This window comes from Acuticoccus sp. MNP-M23 (genome assembly GCF_031195445.1).
Taxonomy (GTDB): Bacteria; Pseudomonadota; Alphaproteobacteria; order Rhizobiales; family Amorphaceae; genus Acuticoccus.
Map to the genome: position 1 here is coordinate 2054777 of NZ_CP133480.1, position 18332 is coordinate 2073108.

Genomic DNA, 18332 nt, shown 5'->3' on the forward strand with positions numbered 1-18332 from the left:
TCCTCAGTCGTTGCGGCCGCGGATGGCGGCGATCACCGCGTCCGTCACCTGACGCGTGGTTGCCTTGCCGCCAAGGTCGGGCGTGTGGAGGGCGGGATCGGCGGTGATGGTCTCGACGGCGTGCATCAGCCGGTCGGCGGCGGGCTTCTCGCCAAGATGCTCCAGCATCATCGCGGCGGTCCAGAAGGTCGCGACCGGGTTGGCGATCCCCTTGCCGGTGATGTCGAACGCGGAGCCGTGGATCGGCTCGAACATCGACGGCGTGTCCCGCTCCGGGTTGAGGTTGGCGGTCGGCGCGATGCCGATGGAGCCGGCGAGCGCTGCCGCAAGGTCGGACAGGATGTCGGCGTGGAGGTTGGTGGCGACGATGGTGTCGAGCGAGCCCGGCTTCAGCGTCATGCGCACGGTCATCGCGTCGACCAGCATCTTGTCCCACGTCACCTCGGGAAAGTCCTTCGCGACCTCTGCCGCGATCTCGTCCCACAGCACCATCCCGTGGCGCTGCGCGTTGGACTTGGTGACGACCGTGAGGAGCTTGCGGGGGCGGGACTGCGCCAGCTGGAAGGCGAAGCGCATGATCCGCTCGACGCCGGCTCTGGTGAAGATCGAGACGTCCGTTGCGATTTCCAGCGGCAGGCCGGGGTGGGAGCGGCCGCCCTGTCCGGCATATTCGCCCTCGGAGTTTTCGCGCACGATCACCCAGTCGAGCTCCGGGCCGTCCACGTGGCGCAGCGGGCTCTGGATGCCGGGGAGGATGCGGGTTGGGCGGACGTTGGCGTACTGGTCGAGCGGCTGGCAGATGGCGAGGCGCAGGCCCCATAAGGTGAGGTGGTCGGCAACGTCGGGCGCACCGACGGCGCCGAACAGGATGCTGTCGAACGCGCGCAGCTGGTCGGCGCCGTCCGCCGGCATGAACGCGCCGGTCTGCTTGAAACGGTCGGTGCCCCAGTCGAAATTTTCGACGTCGAGGGTGAAGCTGCCGTCGCGCAACGCCAGCACGTCCAGCACCTCGAGGGTGGCGTCGACCACTTCCACGCCGATGCCGTCGCCCGGGATCGCGGCAATCTTGTGCGTTCGCATTTGTACTCCGAAGATCTAGAAAAGGACGCCGTTCGGCATCCGCAGAAGAAGAACATTGGCCATCAGCCACCAGAAGCCGGCGACGATGGTGACACCCGTCGTGGCCCAGATGAGCCACGTTTTCAGGCCCGGCCGGTCGTAGTCGGCAACCACCATGGTGGCGAAGAAGGCCGCAAGGCTGGTGACGAAGAAGCCGATGACGGGAAGCAGCACCACGTAGGCGAGCATGATGGCGCCAAGGCCGATGCGCCGCGCCGGTCCCCCGCCGCTGCCCGCCGCCGGCACGGCAACGGGCGTGCGCCCGGCAAGGCCCAGCGCGATGAACGCCAGCGAGAGCACGATGAGGATCACGCCGATGGTGGACGGGAACACGGCACCCAGCGGCGAAAGGCTTTGGGTGCCAAGGAGAATGAGCACGCCGACGCCGACGAACGCGGCGCAGATGACCATGCCCGGCACGTCGCGCCCGCGCTCCGTCACTTTCGCCGGGGCCGTTGTGCCCGCTGCCCGTGCCGCCTTTTTCTTCGCCATCTGCTCCGCGACAATGGGGTAGGCCAGCGTCAGCACCGCGGCGATGATGATGCCAATGCTGATCGGGCGGCCGAAGAACATCTCCGCCAGCCGGTTGGACGCATTGCCGATGAGGTAGGTCTGCACGAACCCCTGTTCGGCGATGGAGCCCAGCACGAGGCCGAGGACGATGGGCGAGGGGGCGAAGCCGTAGCGCGCCAGCACCCAGGCGATGAGGCCGAGGCCGACCATCAGCTGCGCGTCGTCCACGTTGGAGTGGATCGCGAACGAGCCGATGATGGTGAGGAGCGCCACGGTCGGCGCCAGCACCGCCTTGGGGATCTTGATCATCGTGCCATAGGCGTAGCGGCCGAGGAGCATCCCGATGGGGAGCATCAGGATGGTTGCGATCAGAAGGCCCCAGATGAAGGTGTAGACGACGCCCGCCTCGTTGGAGAACAGCGTCGGCCCGATCTTGATGCCTTGCACCAGAAGCGCGCCCAGAATGATCGCGTCGGGTGGCGTGCCGGGGATGCCGAGCACCAGCGTCGGGATGAAGCCGCCGCCGACGGTGGCGTTGTTGGCCGCCTCCGTGGCGATCACGCCTTCGGGCGCACCCTTGCCGAAGCGCTCCGGCGTCTTGGATGCACGCCGCGCTTCGGTATAGGAGACCAGCCCCGCGATGGAGCCGCCCGCGCCCGGCAAAATGCCGATGACGGTGCCGATGATCGATGAGCGGACGATATTGAACTTGCCGGCCCAAGCGATCCGCCAGCTTTCCGGCAGGCGCAGGCCCCCGGTTTCGGCGGGCTTCAGGTGCGGGTCGCGGGTGGCGACAAGGTCGAGAAGGACGGGAATGCAGTAAAGGCCGATGATGGCGGACGTGAGGTCGATGCCGCCCAGGAAGCGCTGCATGCCCAGCGTATAGCGCACGTCGCCGCCGACGACGGCAACGCCGATCATCGACAGGAACAGGCCGATGCAGGCGCCGATCAGGCCCTTCAGCGTATTGCCGACCGAGAGCGCGGCAATCAGCGTGAGGCCGAAGATGGCGAGCCAGAAATATTCCGTCGGGCCGAATGCGAGCGCCACCCTGGCAAGCGGCGGGGCCAGCAAAAGGAGGCTGATCGCGCCGACGATGCCGCCGACCACCGAGGCGATGGTGGCCAGAGAGATGGCAAGCCCGCCATCGCCGCGCTTGGCCATGGGAAAGCCGTCGAACGTGGTTGCGATGGCCGACGGGGTGCCCGGCGTGTTGACGAGAATGGCGGCATAGGCGCCGCCATAGATCGCGCCGGTGTAGATCGCGCCGAGGGCGATGAGGCCCGCGGCGGGATCCATGGTGAAGGTGAAGGGGACCAGTACGGCCACCGCCATGGTCGCGGAGAGCCCGGGAAGGGCGCCCACCACCGTGCCGAGGATGACGCCGACAAGCGCCAGCATCAGGTTGAACGGCGTCAGCGCGTCCCAGAGGTAGCCGATGATCTCCATTGTCGGCGCCGGCTTACTTGGTGATGCCGAGCGACTTGGCGCCTGCGGTGTATTCCGCCACGCGCTCTTCCATGAATGCCGGCATCTCCGCATAGCCGATGTTGGTGAGGACGAAGCCGCCGTCTTCCATCTTCTTCACGAAGTCGGGCCGGGCGTTGATCTCGGACACGATGTCGGAAATCCGCTTGCGCATCTCTTCCGAAGCCGACGCCGGAACCGCAACGCCGCGGTAGGCGCCGCCGACGAGGTCATAGCCGAGTTCCTTGAAGGTCGGCACGTCGGGGAACGCGGGCATCCGCTCTTCGGCGGCGACAGCCAGCATCCGCATCTCGTCGCCCTGGTTGACGCCCGACGTCGCGTAGTTGAAGCCGGCAGTCGTCTGCTGGCCGAGGATCGCAGTGATCGACGGGCCGGTGCCGGAGAAAGGCACGTAGGTGGTGATGACGTCCGCCAGCTCATTGAACTGGACGGCGGCGAGGTTGTTCGCCGAGTTGGAGCCGGAGCCTGCGAAGGTCACGAGGCCGGGGTTTTCCTTGGCGTAGCTGACGAGGTCTTCCAGCGTCTGGAACTCGCTGTCCTTCGCCACGAAAATCGCGTTGGGCGTGTAGTGGAAGTAGTTGACCGGGGTCAGCTCCTCGGTGGTGTAGCCGACCGAGCCTGCCATCGGCTGCAGCACCGTGTGCGGCAGGTTGATGCCCATCACGGTGTAACCGTCACCCTCGATGGAATTGAGCTGAGACCACGCCTGCGCGCCGCCTGCACCTGCCTGATACTGGATGACCACGTCCTGACCCGTGACGGGTTCCCACTCGGACTGCTGGTAGCGTGCCGAAACGTCGGACTCGCCGCCCGCGTTGAACGGGATGATGTAGGTCATCGCCTTGGTGGGGAAATTCTCGGCGGTCTGGGCCGCCAGCGGTGTCGCAACGGCAAATGCCGCGAGCGCCGTGGTGATGGCGAAAATCTTCATGGGATCCTCCTTGAGCCTGTTGTTCTTGTCGTTTCCTCGCGAATGGCCCTGAGGCCGCGCGCGACCCCGCTGCACAATGTGCGGCAGGACGGTCACGAAAGAGAAGCAGCCCGCCGGGCCGATGGCCTGGCGGCTGGTCCGCGTCTCCTCCCAGCCCGGATCGTCCGGCAATGCGGTTGCCATCGGTCCGGTTAAAACACCCGCCTCTCTGGGCAGTTGGTCCTAGCCTATATTTTTTCCGGCGGTTTATGATGTGAAATTGTTCAATTCATTATTGCGTCAGGGTTCACAATGGCGGCCTCCGACCTTGCCTTCTTCGTGCTTCTGGCCCGGCGCGAGAGTTTCAGCGCCACGGCACGTGAACTCGGCGTTTCCGCATCGGCCGTCAGCCGGCGGCTGGTGCGGCTGGAGGACCGGCTGGGCGTGCGGCTTCTCAACCGCACCACCCGCCGCGTCAGCCTGACGGGGGAGGGCAAGTCCTATTTTGGCGAGGCCGTGCGCATTCTGGGCGACATCGAGGCGCTGGAACACAGCCTGTCCAAGGCGCGCGACACGCCGTCTGGCCTTCTCCGGATCAACGCCACTCTGGGCTTCGGCCGGGCCTATCTCTCACCGGCCATTGCCGAGTTTCGCGGGCTTTATCCGGATGTCGAGATCCAGCTCGTCCTCACCGATGCACCGCTGAACCTGGTGGAGGAGGGGCTTGACCTTGGCATCCGCTTCGGCTCGCCGCCGGCCAGCCGGATGATCACCCGTCTCCTGCAACGCAACCGCCGTTTTCTGTGCGCAGCGCCAGCCTATATTCAGGCCCACGGCATACCGCAGACACTGGCCGCATTGCAGGCGCACGACTGCATCGTCCTGCGTCAGGACCATGACACCTACGATGTCTGGCGGTTCGACGAGGTCGATGGCGGGGTGCCGTCGGCCAAGGTCGCCGGATCGTTGAGCACCAATGATGGGGAGATTGCGCTGGGCTGGGTGCTGGGCGGGCATGGCATCATGCTGCGCTCGGAGTGGGACATTGCGGGCCACCTGCGGGAGGGGCGCCTTCGCAAAATTCTGCCGCAATACTGGCAGACGGCAAATATCGCGGCGGTCTACCCGGAGCGCCACAACCTGTCGGCCAAGGTCCGCGCCTTCGTGGACTATCTCGGCTCGCGCCTTCCCACCGCCCGTTAGGATAAAGCGCAAGGGGACGCGCGCCCCAACCTTTGGGGCCGGGGCGCGCGGAGAGGCCCGATCAGGGCATGAGCACGCCGTCGATCACATGGACGACGCCGTTTGAGGCCGCCACATCCGTCGCCACCACGTTGACGGTGTTGCCCTGGCCATCGGTAAGCTGAACGCCGCCATCGACGAATGCGGCTGCGAAGCTGGCGCCGTTGACGGTTTCGACGGCAACTTCATCGTCGCCGGCTTCGATCATGCCGATCAGGTCGGCCGCCATCACTTCCGATCCGATCACATGGTAGGTGAGCACACCGGCGAGAGCGTCCTTGTCGGCGAGGAGCCCGTCGAGCGCGCCGTCGGGAAGGGCTGCGAATGCATCATTGGTCGGGGCGAACACGGTGAACGGGCCTTCGCTGTTCAGCGTATCGACGAGACCGGCTTCGCTGACCGCCGTCACCAGGGTGGAAAGCGTCGGCGTGGCTTGCGCCGTTGCGACGATGGTTGCGTCCTGCGCCAGAGCGCTGCCGCTGAAAAGCACGGCGAGGCCAAGAGTTGCTGCGCGAATGTGACTATTCATGTCGTTCCTCCGAATTCGAAACCGGTTGGTTCCGTGATCAGGGCATGTATGTCAGAAGGCCGGAAAAGAATGAGGGCTGCGGCGAACTGCGCAGCGACAAGTTGTCCGCGGCACGAAATCAGAAAAACGCCTGGCCGCAGAGATATTATAGTGAAGCAATATGTCGCATATCTTTCATTTGCATTCGTGGGTCAGTCGAGCGCGGGCGCCGGGCTGGCGACTGTCGCCATGCGCCCCACAATCCGCCCGTCTCCTGTGGGGGTGTGACCGTCACCGTCGAGCTTCGCTGGTCAGCCGCCATATTCGAGGATGATGAGGCCGCCATTGTAGTCGTTGGCGTAGACGAGGCCGTCCGCGTCGACGAAGACGTCGCAGCTCTGGATCACCTTGTTGCGGTTGGGGCGGTGGTCGACCAGCGTCTCCGGCGCTGCGGGAACGTATGCCGCCGTCTCCACCGGGCGGTAGGGGTCGGCGATGGAGAACACGCGCACGCCGGCGTTCTGGTAGGTGGTGAAGATCAGCTCTTCGCTGACGAGGCCGTCGGGGCGGTTTTCGTAAAGGTTGTGCGGGCCGAAGTGGCCGCCCTTGGCCTTGTAGTCCGCCTCGTCCGGCTGCGGGAAGGTCGCGATCGAGACCGGATTGTCGCGAACGGCGTTGTTGAAGACCCAGATGTGCTTCACGCCGTCTTCCTGGTGGTCGAGCACGGCTTCGTCCAGCACCACCAGCAGCTCGCGGTTGGGGAGCGGCAGGCAGTTGTGGGTGCCGCCGCCGTAGGGCGGGCTCCAGTTCATGTGCTTGATCAGCTGCGGCGCCGTGCGGTCGGCAATGTCGAGGATCACCATGCCGGCGTCGCGCCAGGCGGCGTAGGCGGTGTCGCCGTGGATGATGGCGTGGTGGAGGCCATAGCGCTTGCCGGCCGGCCAGTCCGGCGTTTCGCCGCCGGCCGAGTGCATGCCGGGGATCCACCAGCGGCCGATTTCGCGGGGGGCCGTGGGGTCCGACATGTCGATGGTGATGAAGCAATAGTCCGAATAGCCGTCCAGCAGCGCGGAGGCGTAGGCGTACTGGCCGCCGGTGTACCAGATGCGGTGCACGCCGCCGCCCTCCACCGGCATGAAGCCGATCTGCCGCGGCTCGGCGGGGTTCTTGATGTCGTAGACGGCCATGCCGGCGGTCCAGTCGCGCTGGCGCTTGCCCACCTCATCGGTCCCCACCGTCTTGCCGACGGAGGTGGTGTAGTAGGCCTTCTCGTCGGCGAACTCGGTGGCGGCGAACATGTCCTTGGCGTTGATGACGAGGAGGAGGTCGCCAGCGCTCTGGAGGTGGATGTTCCAGGTGTTTTCCGGCGCGGCGACGTAGGCCGAAGGCTTGGGGTTCTTCGGGTCGCGCACGTCGATGACGCTGAAGCCCTTGGAGAACATGTGCCCGGTTATCGCGAAGCCCTTGTTCACCATCAGCTGGACGCCGTCGGGGCGTCCGCCCTGGTCGCTGTGGCCGATGAGGGTCAGGTTGCGGGCGTGGTCGGCGGCCGGGTGTGCGTCACTCATGGCGGGGTTCCTGGGCGGAGAGGGGAGGGTCGCGCCCCCGCGTTTGCGGCGGGAGCGCGGTTGGTGCGGGGGCTTTAGTTGACGCCCCAGATCTTGGCGTAGATGGCCGGATAGTCGTTGTTCGGGTCGTAGATGTTGTTCGGGCCGCCATCGAACGCGATGTTGTCGGGCGTGAAGAGGTGCGGCGGGGCCACGTAGCCGGAGTCCTTTTCGCCCGCCAGCGCGCGGTTGATCTCGTCGATCACCTGCCAGCCCTGAAGCCGCAGCGGCTCGGCAACGGTTGCCGCCTGATACTGCTTGTCGCGGATGCGCTGGAACGCCGCCTCGCTGCCGTCACCGGCGGAGATGTTGACGGGCGGGCCCTCGCCGTCGATGCCGGCGGAGGCCAGCGAAGGCGCCATGAAGTCGAACGTCAGGTCGTTGATGGAGAGCGAGTAGGTCCAGTCCGCGCCATAACGCTGGAGGAGCGAGGTGGTGAGCGGCGGCATCCGGGTGGACGTGTCGGAGAGCGGCGTGTCGACGAATTCGAGCACCGTGCAGCCGGAGCAGGCCTTGATGACCTCTTCCATCTTGCGCGCCTTGGCGACGGCAAGCTCGTAGACGCTGTCTGTGAACACCACCGCGCCGGCTTTCCCGTCCGACTGAGTGATCGCGTAGGAGGCGGCGGCTTCGGCGACCACCATCGGGTCGGTCGACACGTTGGTGAAGACCGGCAGCGTCGGGTGCGGGCCGACGGTGGAGTAGGCGTGCCAGCCGACGAGCTTGATGCCGGCGTCCGCGGCCTGCTGGATCAGCGTTGCCTGCTCGTTGACGTCGATGCCGCCGAGCACAATGGCATCGGGCTGCAGCGCGATCGCCTGGGTGAGGCCGCTGGAGCGGCCCGAAACGGTGCCCTGCCCGTCGATGGTGCGCACGTCCCAGCCGATCTTTTCGCCGGCCTCGATCACGCCTTCGCCGGCACCGCGGGCGCCGCCGTTGCGCTGGTCGGTCGACACATAGACGACCACCTTGTCCGGCTGCGCGGCGGGGCCGGTGGTGGGTCCGTCCCACGGCGGGTTGGGCTTGGAGTAGGTGTCGACCAGCTCCTGCGCCCGGGTCAGATCGTCCTGCGCCATGGCCGGCGTCAGCATGGCGCAGGTGGCCACACCGGCCATCAGCGCCGCAGCAATCAGAGTTCTATGCACGTTTCACTCCCTTGGGACGTGTTGTTTTACCCGCGGCTCGTGTCGTCCCGGCTGGCCGTGGGGGATGGTGTTGCCGGCGCGTCGGTGACGGGCCGGTGCTTGTGGCGCACGCTGCCGCGCTTGCGCTGGGCGTAGCCGGCGAGGCCGATGGCGAAGACCAGCGTCACGCCGTTGAACAGCGGCTCGACGAAGAAGGCGCCGCCCATCTGCTGGATGCCGGAGATGCCGACGGCAAGAATCGCCACCGCGGCCACCGTGCCCCAGACGTTGACGCGCCCCGGCTTGATGGTGGTGGAGCCGAGGAAGGCGCCCACCAGCGCCGGCAGGAGATATTCGAGGCCGACGCTGGCCTGCCCGATGCGCAGTTTGGCGGCGAGAATGGCGCCGGCCAGCGCGGTCAGCACGCCGGAGGTGATGAAGGCGCCCAGCACATAGCGCCGCGTCGGGATGCCGTTCAGCTCGGCGGCGCGCGGGTTGGCGCCGATGGCATAAAGATAGCGCCCCACGGGAAGATACTCGGTCACCACCCACAGCACCACGGCGATGCCAAGCACGTAGAATGCGGCAATCGGCAGGCCGAACACCTGCGTCGTGTAAAGGTCGGTGAAGGCGGCGGGCAGTGAGCCGATGATCTGGCGCCCACCGGTGTACCAGAGCGCGATGGCGTAGATTACCGTGCCCGTGCCGAGCGTCGCGATGAAGGAATCGATCTGCGCCAGCTCGACCAGAACGCCGTTGAAAAGCCCGAGCATCGCGCCAAGGAACAGGACGATGAGAACGGCCTGCCACCACTCGAACCCGAACTGCGTCTGCAACCCGATGGCGAGGATATGCCAAAGAACGATGCCGTATCCCACCGTGAGGTCGATCCGGCCGGCCATCATCGGCACCATCGCCGCCAGCGAGAGGAGGGCGATGATTGCCTTGTCGCCCAGAATCGAGCGCAGGTTCAGCATGGTGGGGAACGTGCGGGGCAGGAGCACCGAGAAGGCGATGATGAGGATCACCAGCAGGATCGGGATGCCGTAGACCGGCAGCAGGCGGGCAATCTTCGCGCCGCGCGACATGTGCCGCAGCTCGAACGCGGTGGGTTCGAGGGCGTTGGACTTGAGCGAATTCATCGGCCGGGCTCCGTGCGGGCCGGGGCGGCCGCTGTGCGAGAGGGGGTCGCGCGGGCAGGCTCCACCAGAGCGGCCGCATGGGTGAGTCGCTCCATGGACAGCTCGTCCTGATCGAGCGTGGCGACGATCCTGCCGTCGCGGAAGACCAGTGCGCGGTGGCAGATGGCGCACACCTCCTCAAAGTCGGTGGAGATGAGGATCAAGGTGAGGCCGGCGCTGACCGCGGCACCGAGGAGGCGGTAGATTTCGCCCTTTGCACCGACGTCGACGCCCGCCGTGGGGTCTTCGAGGATGAGGACCGCGCCGCCGATGCGCATCCAGCGCGCGAAGACGACCTTTTGCTGATTGCCGCCCGAAAGGGTCTCCATCGGCGCATCGGGATCGTTGGGCGAAAGGGTGACGCGCTCGCCGAGGCGGCGCGTTTCCGCAGCCTCGCTGGCGGGGGTGCGGAGCCCGAAGAGGGAGCGCCCGCCGGCGGCCGGGTTGAGGAACATGTTTTCGCGCACGGTGAGCCGGTGGGCCACCGAATCCGAGGTGCGGTCCCCGGCAACGAACCCGATCCCGTTTGCGATGGCACTGCGCGGGCCGGACAGCTCCAGCGCCCGGCCATCCAGCACCACCGAGCCGGCATCCCGCGCGCGGTCGCCGAACACCGCACGGCCGATGTCTTCCTGCCCCGCACCGCGCAGCCCCACAAACGCGACGATCTCGCCCTTGCCGATTGTGCAGTCCACCGGGCCGATGCCGTCCACCATCAGGCCCTCCAGCTTGAGGGCAGTGTCGCCGGACGGCCGGGGCGGCCGCACGAACAGGCTTTCGGGCGGCCGGCCGATAATCATCTGCACCAGCGCGTCGGGGTTGGTTTCGCGGGTGGGGCGCACCCCCACAAGGCGGCCATCGCGGAGGACGGCGAGGCGGTCGGAAATCGCCATCACCTCATCGAGCCGGTGCGACACGTAGATGATGGCGACACCCCGCTCGCGCAGTCGCCGCAGGACCTTGAACAGAACGTCCACCTCGTCCTTGGGAAGGCTGGCGGTCGGCTCGTCCAGCACCAGCACGGAGGCATTCATGCTGACCGCGCGGGCAATGGCGACGAGGGATTTTTCGGTGCGGCTCAGCTCCTGGATCCGGCGGTCGGGATCGATGTCGCCGGCGACGACGGAGAGTGCCTCCACCGCCTCGCGCGAGGTGGCGCGCCAGTCGATCAGCCCGAGAGGGCGGCGATAGCCCTTGTAGATCGCGATATTCTCCGCGACCGTCATCCACTCGATCAGCCCCAGATCCTGATGGATGAACGACACGCGGCCGCCCGCCGAGCGCGGGGTGTAGGGCGCGCCATCAAAGCGGATCTCGCCCTGGTCCGGCTGATGGACGCCCGCCAGGATCTTGATCAGGGTTGATTTGCCGGCGCCATTTTCGCCAAGCAGGGCAAGAACTTCACCCGGATAGATTTCGAAGGATACGTCGTCGACGGCAACTGTGCCGCCAAACGTCTTCTTCATTCCACGGAAAGACAGAATGGGCGAGCGGGTTTCTCCCGCCGCCACAATTTCAGGCGCCACCACGTTTCCCCCTGGAACTCCGGCCGAATTTCTCGGCTCTTTAGTTTTTCGGCAAATTATGTTGCCGCATTTCCAGATTTGAAGACCAGTAGAGCCTATATCTTATGGGGCGGCAAGCGGCGTCTTCGGCTTCGTGCCGGTTGAACAAAATGGTGGATCGGAGACCTTCGCGCGGGACGATCCGCTCGCGTTCGGTGCAGAATAATGGGCAAGGCGGTGCCGTCGCCTTCGCGAGCATCCGCGCTGAAAGGCAGGGCTGAGTGCGCCGCGCGCGGTGATGCTCCGGCCGGATTGCCTATAAATCAGGTCTATATTGGTCAGTTATTGATCTGAAATAGAACCGATAATTATTGACAGCAATCAATTGTTTCTATGAAAATGTCGCACGTGGAGCGGTGGCCGCTTCCTTGTGGGAGAGTCTGGTTTGGAGCATGCGGCGGCCCTTGCAACCAACGGCGTGTCGATGGACTTCGGTGCATTCCGCGCCGTCGACAGCGTCTCGCTTTCCATCGCGAGAGGCTCGATCACGGGCCTGATCGGGCCCAACGGCGCGGGCAAGTCCACCTTCTTCAATCTCATCGCAGGCGACCTTCGGCCAAGCGAGGGCAAGGTCTCGCTGGGCGGGGCGGACGTGACCGGGCTCACCCCCGATGCGCTCTTCCGCAAGGGCCTTGCGCGCACATTCCAGATCCCCCGGCCATTTCGCCGGATGAGCGTTCTGGAAAACGTGATGCTGGCCCCGCAGGGGCAGGCCGGTGAGACTGTGCTGGGCGCGGTTTTCGGGCGGGCGCGGATGCGGGCCGAAGAAGAGCGCCTGCGGGTGCGGGCGCTCGATATCCTCGATTTCATGACGCTGGCCGACCTTGCCGACCATCCGGCCGGCAAGCTCTCGGGCGGCCAGATGAAGCTCCTGGAGCTGGCCCGTGCGCTGATGGGCGAGCCGTCCATCATCCTGCTGGACGAGCCGGCTGCCGGCGTGAACCCCTCGCTGACCCGGATCCTCATCGACCGCATCGAAGAGCTGAACCGGCAGGGCAAGACCTTCTTCATCATCGAGCACGACATGGATTTCGTCATGCGCCACTGTCAGCCGGTCATCGCTCTGGCGGAAGGGCGGGTGGTCTTCGAGGGCACGGCAGAAGAGGCGCAATCCAACGCGCTTCTTCTGGAAGCCTATCTCGGGACACCGGTCCATTGACCGGCGCACCGCCCGTCCTTTCGGTGGCAGGGCTGGAAGCCGGCTATACGCGGGATCTTCCCATCCTGCGCGGCATCAATCTTTCGCTTGAGGCGCAGAGCCTCACCACCATCATCGGCCCCAACGGCGCCGGCAAGTCCACGCTGATCAAGGCGATTGCGGGGATCGTTCCGGTCAGCGCCGGTTCGATCAAGCTGAACGACCGCGATATCGTCGGCATCCGTACCGACCAGATCGGCGGGCTGGGCCTTGCCTACGTGCCGCAGAACGACAACGTCTTCCGCAGCCTGACCATCGCCCAGAACCTCCTGCTGACGCTGCGCCGGGCGCCGGACCGGAAGACGCGGCTGGCCGAGTTGTACGACCTGTTTCCCGCTCTGGCCGAAAAGAAGACCGAGCGTGCCGGTTCGCTTTCGGGCGGGCAGCGGCAGATGCTGGCGGTGGCCATGGCGCTGGCGCTCCACCCGCGTGTGATCCTGATGGACGAACCGTCCGCCGGGCTTTCCCCCAAGGTGGCGCAGGATGTGCTCGGTCTCGCACGCCAGCTTACGCGCGAGGGCGTCTCCATCCTTCTGGTGGAGCAGAACGTGAAGCAGGCGCTCGCCGTCTCAGACTATTGCTACGTCCTTGCCGAGGGTCGCAATCAGGTGGATGGCCCGGCGGACAAGATCCTGTCCGACCCGGTGGTCGGCGAGATCTACCTTGGCGGCAGAAGGATGGCCTGATGCTACAAAATGCTGTCGACGGCATCCTCAACGGCGCCATCATCTCGCTGGGTGCCATCGGGCTGACGCTGGTCATGCACCTCTTGCGGTTCGCCAACTTCTCCTACGCCGAACTTCTGGCCATCGGCGCTTACGTCGCGCTGGTGTTCGACCGGCTGTTCGTCGCCCTGGTGCCGGCGTTCGATGCCAAGATCGGCCCGCTCAGTCTCACCATTGCGCTGGCGCTCGCCGGCCTGGTCGCCATCGTGGCGGCGGGTCTGTCCGCGGTGGTGATCGACCGCCTCGTCTTCAAGCGAATACGGGAAAAGGCGGACACGCTGTCGATGGTGTTCGCCTCGTTCGGCGTCGCGCTGATCGTGCGCAACCTGATCTCGCTGATCTTCGGGCTGAAGACCCAGCTTTATTCCAACGACATCGCCTTTGCGATCGTCGTCAGCACCGACCCGTTCCTCCTCGTCAAGCCGGACCAGGTGTTCGTGCTCATCGCAGCCGTCACCATCATGCTGATCTTCCACCTCGTCCTGTCGCGCACCGCGTTCGGCTACGCGCTGCGGGCGGTGGCGGAGAATCCGCAGCTGGCAGAGGTGTCCGGCGTTCGGCTGTCGCGGATCATCAACATGGTCTGGCTGATTGGCGGCGGGCTGTCGGGCGCTGCGGGCGTCCTTTATGCGCTCACCAACAACATGTCGCCGCTCCTTGGCCACAACTTCGTCCTGCCGGTGTTTGCCGCCACCATTGTCGGCGGGATCGGCAGCGTCTACGGCGCGGTGCTTGGGGGGTTCGTGGTCGGGATCGCGTCGGCGCTGGCGCTGATGATCCTGCCGTCGGGCTATATTCCCGCCATGCCGTTTCTCATCATCCTTGCCGTCCTCATGGTGCGGCCGCACGGCTTCTTCGGGGAGGAGCGGCCGTGATCGGGATTGTCTCTTATCTGGCGTTCTTCGCAACGGTGGCGGGTATTCTTGCCATCGCCGTCCTCGGTCTCAATCTGCAATGGGGCAACACCGGCCTCTTCAACGGTGGCGTGGTCGCCTTCTTCGGCGCCGGCGCCTACGGGACCATGATCCTGGGCGGGCGGCCCGAGCTGGGCCAGTTCGGCGGGTTCGAGCTGCCTTATGTGGTCGCGCTCGCGGGCGGCATTGCGCTGTCCGGCATCGTTGCGTGGATCGTCGGGCTTCTCACCTTGCGGCTGCGGCACGATTATCTGGCCATCGCCACGTTCGGCGTCGCCGTCGCGTTCGAGACCGTGGCACGCAACGCTGAATGGCTGACCGGCGGGGCCAAGGGGCTGCGCGGCCTGCAACGGCCGCTGGAAGCCATGGTGGGCGACAACTTCACCTACGGCCTCGTCTTCCTCGGGCTGGTGCTGATTGCGCTTCTTGCGGTCTACATCTTCCTCGAAAGGCTGGTGGATTCGCCCTACGGCCGGGTGCTGCGCGCCATCCGCGAAGACGAGACGGCGGCCCGCTCGCTCGGCAAGGCCCCCGCCCGCCTGCGGCTGGAAGCATTCATTCTCGGCTCGATGATCATGGGCCTGTCCGGCGGGCTTTACACAGGCTTCTACGCGTTCATCAGCCCGCAGGACCTTGCCCCAATCCTCACCTTCCAGATCTGGGCGATGCTGATTGTCGGCGGTGCCGGCAACAACCGCGGTGCGATCCTGGGCACCTTCCTGATCTGGGCGTCGTGGACTGCGAGCGGTTTCATTTTAGCAAAATATGCGCCGACAGATGTGCAACTCTACACCGGCTCGATCCAGTACATCCTGATCGGGCTGGTCATTGTCGGCATGCTGCTCTGGCGACCGGAGGGGCTGCTGCCCGAACGCATCAGGCGCAGCCGCACAGGTGGCGGCGGCGCCGAAAAATCTGCCCGTAAACTGGCAAGGGGATGAAAGCCGAGATGAAGAACATGAGTGTGAAACTGGGACTGGCGGCTGCGGCTGCGACGGTCCTCATGGCCGGCCCCGCTGCGGCGGCATGCCCGGTCAAGGTCGGCATCGCGTACCCAACGTCGGTGGACTGGGGCAAGCCCATTGCCGAAACCACCCTGTGGGTGGCCGACATGATCAACGAGGCCGGCGGTGTGGACGGCTGCGAGGTCGAAACGATCCTGCGCGATACGCAGACCGACCCCAAGGTGGGCGTGGATGCCGCCAAGGCGCTGGTCGACCTCGACAAGGTGCAGCTTCTGATCGGCGCCGTCGCGTCGGGGGTGACGCTGCCGATCCTCACGTCGGTCACCGTGCCGGCGGGCGTGATGGATATCTCCTGCTGTTCGTCATCCACCCGCCTCACCGAGCTTGCGGCCGAAGGCGGCACCAAGGGGCTGTGGTTCCGCACCTTTGCCACCTCGCAGGTGCAGGCTGCGCTGGCTGCGATGATCGCCGGTGACGAGGGCTACAAGAAGATCACCATGTTCTACAAGAACGACGACTGGGGGCAGGATCTGGCGCGCCTCACAGCCGAAATGTTCGATGCTGCGGGCATCGAGGTGATGGATTCCATCGCCATCACCGACGGTCAGCCCAGCTACCGCGCCGAGGTGACACAGGCGCTCGCCACCCAGCCCGATGCGATCTACCTGGCGCTCTACCCGCGCGAAGGCATTTCGGTTGCGCGGGAATGGATTTCGCTTGGCGGCACGACCAAGATGGTGGGCGCCAACGCGCTCAAGTCCGACGAATTCCGCGAAGCGGTCGGCATGACCTATCTCGGCGATTTCGTGGGGTCCGACACCGCCTCGCCGCGGGTCGACTCCGCCACGGCCTTTGTGGATGCCTACCGCGAGAAATTCGGCTCCGACCCCAGCGGTCCCGGCCTTGCCAATGCGTTTGACGCGGCAGCGGTCGCGCTCCTCGCCTATCACGCGGCAGGGTCTGATGCGACGGGCGCCGAGATTGCGGCCAAGGTGCCGATGGTGACCGATCCCGCCGGCGAGAAGGTCGGCGGCGATGTCGAGGGCTTCAAGAAAGCGCTGGAACTCCTTGGCGAAGGCAAGTCCGTCTCGTTCCAGGGTGGCACTGGCGCAGTGGTCTTCGACAAGAACGGCGACGTTGCCGCCCCCGGCGTGGAGTGGAAGTTCTCGGAAGATGGCATCGAAGAGACGCGCTACTTCACGGCGGAAGACGTGAACGCGTTCGCCGCCGGCAAGAACTGAGCGGCACCCTGCGATCGGACGGCTGGGCCACAGCGCGCCCGGTCGTCCGCCTCTTGCGGAGATGACCAGAGTGCTCAGCGTCAACGTGGTCGGGCGCGGCCGGATCGGCAGCGCCGTCGCCGGATGGATTTCAGCCTCCGGCGCATACCGCCTGCAGGACATCATCACCCGCGACAGCGATGGCTGGCGGCCTGCGGCCCTCACTATTGAGGCCGCCGGGCCGGACGCGCTGCGCAATTATGGCGCGCAGCTTCTGGCCGAGGGCGAGGTGTGGAGTGTGGGCGCCGTGGCGCTGGCCGACAGTGCGCTTGGTGATGCTTTGCAGGAGTGTGCGGCGGAGCACGGCCACCGCCTGCGGCTCTTCACCGGCTGGGCGGCCGGGGTGACGCTGGTTCCGCGCAATATGCCGGGCACGCTGCACGTGCGGCAGGAGGCGCCGGGGCTTGCATCAGCGCCGGGCACGCTGTTCAGCGGTCCGCTGGCAGAGGCTGCCGCCCGCTTCCCCGATTATCTGAACACCGCCTGCGCGGCGGCGCTGGCTGGTCCTGGCATCGGATCTACCACAATCGAGCTGGTATGCTCGAAGGCGGGTGGCCCGCACAGGATCACGGCTGAATTCTGCTCCGCCGTCAGCACGGTGCGAACCGTGACGGATTTTACGCCGGATCCGCCGCTGCACCCGGTTGCGGCGGCAATCATCGCGGCGCTGGAACACTGCCTTCGCCCGCTTGCCTATGGCTGATGCGGGTTCAGGGCTCGAGCAGGAAGAACGGGCGGCCGAGCTTTGCTTCAAGGCGCATCACCTGGTCGAGCCGCATCCCGTCGCGGTCCTTGCGCACCAGATTTATCATCGCCGCAACAGTCTCTGCCGACGGCACGTCCATGATGAGATACCAGGTGAAGTCCGGTGAGCCCGGCTGACCGACCATGAAGAGGTCGTCGTCAACGGTCGCAAGGCACTTGGCGCCCATCTCTTCCCACTCGGCAAACAGCGCCTTCATCCGCGGCAGGATCTCGTTGCGCCGCGCTTCGCCGGTCGCGTCGAACCAGCCGCTGGTCGATGCGCCGAGAAAGATCACGCGAAGGGGTTCGCCCATCCGGGGCGCCTGGAATTCCACGGCCATGGTCTCATCCGTCCTGTTGTGTTTGCGGCAATGCGCGTCAGCGCATCAGAAGGCCGCCGTTGATGTCGAGCGTTGCACCGGTGACGAAGGCTGCGGCGGGAGATGCAAGGTACACCGCGGCGGCGCCGACCTCGGCATCGCTGCCCAGCCGCTTGACCGGGATCTGGCCCGCCAGCGCCTGCACCTTGTCCTGCGGCAGGGAGCGGCTCATCGGCCCCTCGATGGCGGCCGGCGCTATGGCGTTGACGCTCACCCCATCGGCAGCCAGCTCCAGCGCAAAGCACTTGGTCAGCGCCAGGATGCCGCCTTTGGAGGCGGAGTAGTGCGCGCCGCCCACAAGCCCGCCCCGCTGTCCGGCCAGCGAGGACAGGTTGATGATCCTGCCCGATTTGCGGGCGCGCATCCGCCGGCCGGCCGCGCGGCAGCCGATGAAATAGCCTGTGAGGTTGACGCCCATCACCTCATCCCACTCGGCAATGTCCATGTCCCACACGGAGGTTGCGATGGTTCGGGCGGCGTTGTTGACCAGAATGTCGACGGGCTTGCCGAAGGTCGCTTCCATCCGGTCGAGCGCGGCATCCCAGGCCGGCTCGTCGCGCACGTCGAACTGTTGGCCGATGGCACGGCCCTGCCCGTCGTCCAGCTCTTGCGCGGTGGCGATAACCGCCTCGGCCACATCGCACAGCATCACGCTGGCGCCGGCCTCCAGCAGCGACCGTGCAATCGCCAGCCCAAGGCCTTGCGCTGCCCCCGTGACGAGAGCGGTCTGGCCCGTCAGATCAAACGGTTCTGCGTTCACGTGCAGGCTCCTGGCAGTTGGGTTGTCCGGTCAGCGTCGGATGACATTAGGCAAAATGTGTTTCATGGGCAACTGAAAACGGTATATAACGCAACCGAAAATGCGATGG

At 65.9% G+C, this 18332-nt stretch carries 17 protein-coding genes; 7 read left to right on the forward strand and 10 right to left on the reverse strand.

The features are described from left to right. Nucleotides 1-3: 3 nt before the first annotated feature. From RDV64_RS09650 to RDV64_RS09660, 3 genes are read right to left on the reverse strand one after another with little or no spacing between them, the layout of a single operon-like run. Nucleotides 4-1080, reverse strand: coding sequence for a tartrate dehydrogenase (locus tag RDV64_RS09650; protein ID WP_309199042.1), 1077 nt, complete (start codon nucleotides 1078-1080; stop codon nucleotides 4-6). Between the two features lie 15 nt (nucleotides 1081-1095). Continuing rightward, the gene (locus tag RDV64_RS09655) at nucleotides 1096-3081 is read right to left on the reverse strand and encodes a tripartite tricarboxylate transporter permease (RefSeq protein WP_309199043.1); all 1986 of its coding nucleotides are present in this window, start codon (nucleotides 3079-3081) and stop codon (nucleotides 1096-1098) included. A 13-nt stretch (nucleotides 3082-3094) separates the two neighbouring features. Then, on the reverse strand, nucleotides 3095-4051 hold the full coding sequence (locus tag RDV64_RS09660) for a tripartite tricarboxylate transporter substrate binding protein (RefSeq protein ID WP_309199044.1): 957 nt from the start codon (nucleotides 4049-4051) through the stop codon (nucleotides 3095-3097). Between the two features lie 291 nt (nucleotides 4052-4342). Here RDV64_RS09660 and RDV64_RS09665 point away from each other — a divergent pair, with 291 nt between their 5' ends. Beyond that, on the forward strand, nucleotides 4343-5233 hold the full coding sequence (locus RDV64_RS09665; RefSeq protein WP_309199045.1) for a LysR family transcriptional regulator: 891 nt from the start codon (nucleotides 4343-4345) through the stop codon (nucleotides 5231-5233). A gap of 61 nt (nucleotides 5234-5294) precedes the next feature. Here RDV64_RS09665 and RDV64_RS09670 read toward each other — a convergent pair whose 3' ends face one another. The 5 genes from RDV64_RS09670 to RDV64_RS09690 form a co-directional block, all read right to left on the reverse strand. After that, nucleotides 5295-5801, reverse strand: a complete 507-nt coding sequence (locus RDV64_RS09670) for a fasciclin domain-containing protein (RefSeq protein ID WP_309199046.1) — start codon at nucleotides 5799-5801, stop codon at nucleotides 5295-5297. Between the two features lie 290 nt (nucleotides 5802-6091). Further along, entirely contained in the window at nucleotides 6092-7348 is a 1257-nt protein-coding gene (locus RDV64_RS09675; RefSeq protein ID WP_309199047.1) for a hypothetical protein, read from the reverse strand. 74 nt (nucleotides 7349-7422) lie between these two features. Beyond that, entirely contained in the window at nucleotides 7423-8502 is a 1080-nt protein-coding gene (locus tag RDV64_RS09680) for a substrate-binding domain-containing protein (RefSeq protein WP_375143823.1), read from the reverse strand. A 56-nt stretch (nucleotides 8503-8558) separates the two neighbouring features. Then, on the reverse strand, nucleotides 8559-9653 hold the full coding sequence (locus RDV64_RS09685; RefSeq protein ID WP_309199049.1) for an ABC transporter permease: 1095 nt from the start codon (nucleotides 9651-9653) through the stop codon (nucleotides 8559-8561). Continuing rightward, nucleotides 9650-11158, reverse strand: coding sequence for a sugar ABC transporter ATP-binding protein (locus tag RDV64_RS09690; protein ID WP_375143824.1), 1509 nt, complete (start codon nucleotides 11156-11158; stop codon nucleotides 9650-9652). Before RDV64_RS09690 ends, RDV64_RS09685 begins: the two co-directional genes overlap by 4 nt. Nucleotides 11159-11642: 484 nt before the next feature. Between RDV64_RS09690 and RDV64_RS09695 the strand changes: the two genes are divergently transcribed. The 6 genes from RDV64_RS09695 to RDV64_RS09720 all read left to right on the forward strand — a co-directional run bounded on the left by RDV64_RS09695 (nucleotide 11643) and on the right by RDV64_RS09720 (nucleotide 17042). Beyond that, a complete protein-coding gene (locus RDV64_RS09695; RefSeq protein ID WP_309199051.1) occupies nucleotides 11643-12416 on the forward strand; it encodes an ABC transporter ATP-binding protein in 774 nt (257 codons plus the stop codon). After that, nucleotides 12413-13141 carry an ABC transporter ATP-binding protein gene (locus RDV64_RS09700; protein ID WP_309199052.1) on the forward strand — a complete coding sequence of 243 codons (729 nt, stop codon included), beginning with the start codon at nucleotides 12413-12415 and terminating at the stop codon, nucleotides 13139-13141. Before RDV64_RS09695 ends, RDV64_RS09700 begins: the two co-directional genes overlap by 4 nt. Then, the gene (locus RDV64_RS09705; RefSeq protein ID WP_309199053.1) at nucleotides 13141-14055 is read left to right on the forward strand and encodes a branched-chain amino acid ABC transporter permease; all 915 of its coding nucleotides are present in this window, start codon (nucleotides 13141-13143) and stop codon (nucleotides 14053-14055) included. Before RDV64_RS09700 ends, RDV64_RS09705 begins: the two co-directional genes overlap by 1 nt. Further along, the gene (locus RDV64_RS09710) at nucleotides 14052-15035 is read left to right on the forward strand and encodes a branched-chain amino acid ABC transporter permease (protein WP_309199054.1); all 984 of its coding nucleotides are present in this window, start codon (nucleotides 14052-14054) and stop codon (nucleotides 15033-15035) included. The genes RDV64_RS09705 and RDV64_RS09710 overlap by 4 nt, the downstream gene beginning before the upstream one ends. A 17-nt stretch (nucleotides 15036-15052) precedes the next feature. Next, nucleotides 15053-16300, forward strand: coding sequence for an ABC transporter substrate-binding protein (locus tag RDV64_RS09715; protein WP_309199055.1), 1248 nt, complete (start codon nucleotides 15053-15055; stop codon nucleotides 16298-16300). A gap of 70 nt (nucleotides 16301-16370) precedes the next feature. Then, nucleotides 16371-17042 carry an aspartate dehydrogenase domain-containing protein gene (locus RDV64_RS09720; protein ID WP_309199056.1) on the forward strand — a complete coding sequence of 224 codons (672 nt, stop codon included), beginning with the start codon at nucleotides 16371-16373 and terminating at the stop codon, nucleotides 17040-17042. 7 nt (nucleotides 17043-17049) lie between these two features. Here the strand turns inward: RDV64_RS09720 and RDV64_RS09725 are convergent, their stop codons facing one another. Both RDV64_RS09725 and RDV64_RS09730 read right to left on the reverse strand, forming a co-directional pair. Further along, the gene (locus RDV64_RS09725) at nucleotides 17050-17424 is read right to left on the reverse strand and encodes a hypothetical protein (RefSeq protein WP_309199057.1); all 375 of its coding nucleotides are present in this window, start codon (nucleotides 17422-17424) and stop codon (nucleotides 17050-17052) included. A 37-nt stretch (nucleotides 17425-17461) separates the two neighbouring features. Further along, nucleotides 17462-18223, reverse strand: coding sequence for an SDR family NAD(P)-dependent oxidoreductase (locus RDV64_RS09730; RefSeq protein ID WP_309199058.1), 762 nt, complete (start codon nucleotides 18221-18223; stop codon nucleotides 17462-17464). Nucleotides 18224-18332 lie beyond the last annotated feature (109 nt).

Excerpts from the sequence above, each read along its gene's own strand:
- RDV64_RS09650 (WP_309199042.1), bottom strand. The coding sequence starts at position 1,080 with ATGCGAACGCACAAGATTGCCGCGATCCCGGGCGACGGCATCGGCGTG.
- RDV64_RS09655 (WP_309199043.1), bottom strand. The coding sequence starts at position 3,081 with ATGGAGATCATCGGCTACCTCTGGGACGCGCTGACGCCGTTCAACCTG.
- RDV64_RS09660 (WP_309199044.1), bottom strand. The coding sequence starts at position 4,051 with ATGAAGATTTTCGCCATCACCACGGCGCTCGCGGCATTTGCCGTTGCG.
- RDV64_RS09665 (WP_309199045.1), top strand. The coding sequence starts at position 4,343 with ATGGCGGCCTCCGACCTTGCCTTCTTCGTGCTTCTGGCCCGGCGCGAG.
- RDV64_RS09670 (WP_309199046.1), bottom strand. The coding sequence starts at position 5,801 with ATGAATAGTCACATTCGCGCAGCAACTCTTGGCCTCGCCGTGCTTTTC.
- RDV64_RS09675 (WP_309199047.1), bottom strand. The coding sequence starts at position 7,348 with ATGAGTGACGCACACCCGGCCGCCGACCACGCCCGCAACCTGACCCTC.
- RDV64_RS09680 (WP_375143823.1), bottom strand. The coding sequence starts at position 8,502 with ATGGCCGGTGTGGCCACCTGCGCCATGCTGACGCCGGCCATGGCGCAG.
- RDV64_RS09685 (WP_309199049.1), bottom strand. The coding sequence starts at position 9,653 with ATGAATTCGCTCAAGTCCAACGCCCTCGAACCCACCGCGTTCGAGCTG.
- RDV64_RS09690 (WP_375143824.1), bottom strand. The coding sequence starts at position 11,158 with ATGAAGAAGACGTTTGGCGGCACAGTTGCCGTCGACGACGTATCCTTC.
- RDV64_RS09705 (WP_309199053.1), top strand. The coding sequence starts at position 13,141 with ATGCTACAAAATGCTGTCGACGGCATCCTCAACGGCGCCATCATCTCG.
- RDV64_RS09715 (WP_309199055.1), top strand. The coding sequence starts at position 15,053 with ATGAGTGTGAAACTGGGACTGGCGGCTGCGGCTGCGACGGTCCTCATG.
- RDV64_RS09725 (WP_309199057.1), bottom strand. The coding sequence starts at position 17,424 with ATGGCCGTGGAATTCCAGGCGCCCCGGATGGGCGAACCCCTTCGCGTG.